Consider the following 1,799-nt stretch of genomic DNA (forward strand, 5'->3'; position numbering starts at 1 on the left):
CAGAGGTCCGCGCGTCGTAGCGCCTCCTCGAAGGAGGAAGCGTCGACAATCACACGGTTACGGTCAAGCCAGTTGGTCAAGACGACATATGCCACGAAGACGCTGCCAGCGCAAAGTAGATATGCATATGCAACCCATCGCCCATATTCTGGACCGTGTGTGTCATGCATGGCCATCGGGAGGGCTTTGAGCCCGTGCCACACCAGGATCGCTGCGGAAACAACCGCAGCCATGAACAACACCGGATGGCGACGCACCTCTCGCCATGCCCACCGGAAGAAACCTGCGACAAAGTCGAAGAATTGCTCCAAGTCCGAAGAACGCGTGTTCATGCTCATGACCTTCACCTTCTTCTGTGTTCATTTCATCTCCCAAGGGAGATGTAGGACAGAAGCTTGTCCTCATGGCAAAAGCTCCGTCTGGGCTTGGGCATGTTGCGACCCAAATGGTCGCACCCCGTGACGACCTGCAAGCAGTCGCATTTCTTTCTCCGTTGCAAGGAGAAATTCCATCGGTGAACATTCCAAGGCCTCCGCGAGTTGTCCCAGATACGCATCCGTTACACAAACTTCTGGTGGAAGGCCACGGACCAATGCCCACTTCGCCAATAACGTTTGCTGCTGTCGGGCCATGGTTTCGACATCAAAGGCCGGGCCTGGCAAAACGCGTTCGAAGGACTCCGAATCTTCGATCACCGATTCGATCACGTGTTGCCACATCGAGTCCCATGGCCAACGTGAGCGGTTCAGATCCTCCGTCGGTTGTCGAAGGGACAGCCACTGGAGAAACCAGTATCGGAGGAATTTCGGGAAGTGTGTCACCACTTCGTCGACTTCCATTTCCGCGAAGGTCCGCGAGCCCTGACGGAGCTGATGGAACACCTCGCGACGGAGTTCAATTTCCGCGCGCCATACGGGTGCGCCGGTCCAGCCGTTTCGCTCCCATAAGTGCAAGAAGAATTTCACCTTCGCAGACTTGCGGCTCGAGAACAATTCGTAGTGTTTATCGTAAATCCGCACGTGAATAGGCGGTTTTCCAAACGAGAATCCTGTAAACTGCCGATTCACCGCATGCGAGATTTCCGGCATCTCTTGGACATACTCGAGCCATTCGACTTCGCATTCGTGTTGGCTTGCAATTCGCGTACGCGTCACAAATCGCGGCAGGTCTTCCGGGACAAAGGCCCATTCGTCGCTGTCGATCGCCCAGTCGAGTCGACTTACGCGCGAACGCACACGCCATTCGCCGTCTGACGTGTACAACATGTGTGGCGCGTCCGCGATCCATCGCAAGGTTCGCATGACGTCTTGCCACCAGGCGTGAAATGGCCTCGCCCAAAGCTCCATGCTGCCGAGGATCACTTCGAACGGCCACAAGTGTGCCTTGCGCGGCGGCTCGGTTTCGTACACTCGCCAGCGAATGCCTATGTCTTCCGCTTCCCGGGCCCAGCTGCGAAAGGCAAGCCATCGTCCCGAGGAGGCCGCAGCATCATAGACAAGATGCAGGCCATATCCAGGAAGGGCTTGGCCGTCGGGTGCCTGGCTGTCTCGGAACCTTTGAAGAGTCCGAATAAATTCGCCGAAGACCACCGTATGGTCTTCGACCCACAAATGCGCTACAATCATGTCAGGGTTGGACAGGATCAACGTCCATCCCTCCTCTGCATTCCAGAAAAAGGTGCGTATTTACAAGGGTGCGTGTTACTCACCGCACCACGTTGCTCATTCCTCTGCGATGGGCTTGGCCCAGGCGTCCGGCCGGCTCCGGTCCCCCAACCTCCGCCGGCCGTCCGCCTGGGC

1 protein-coding gene and 1 pseudogene are annotated in these 1,799 nt (G+C 57.0%); both read right to left on the reverse strand.

Annotated elements, in window-relative coordinates:
• A pseudogene (locus AC27E8_RS00160) lies at positions 1–338 on the reverse strand (hypothetical protein); the annotation flags it as partial.
• Between the two features lie 63 nt (positions 339–401).
• A complete protein-coding gene (locus tag AC27E8_RS00165) occupies positions 402–1,646 on the reverse strand; it encodes a hypothetical protein (protein ID WP_487099045.1) in 1,245 nt (414 codons plus the stop codon).
• Positions 1,647–1,799 lie beyond the last annotated feature (153 nt).

Source organism: Alicyclobacillus sp. CIJ1 (genome assembly GCF_057538885.1).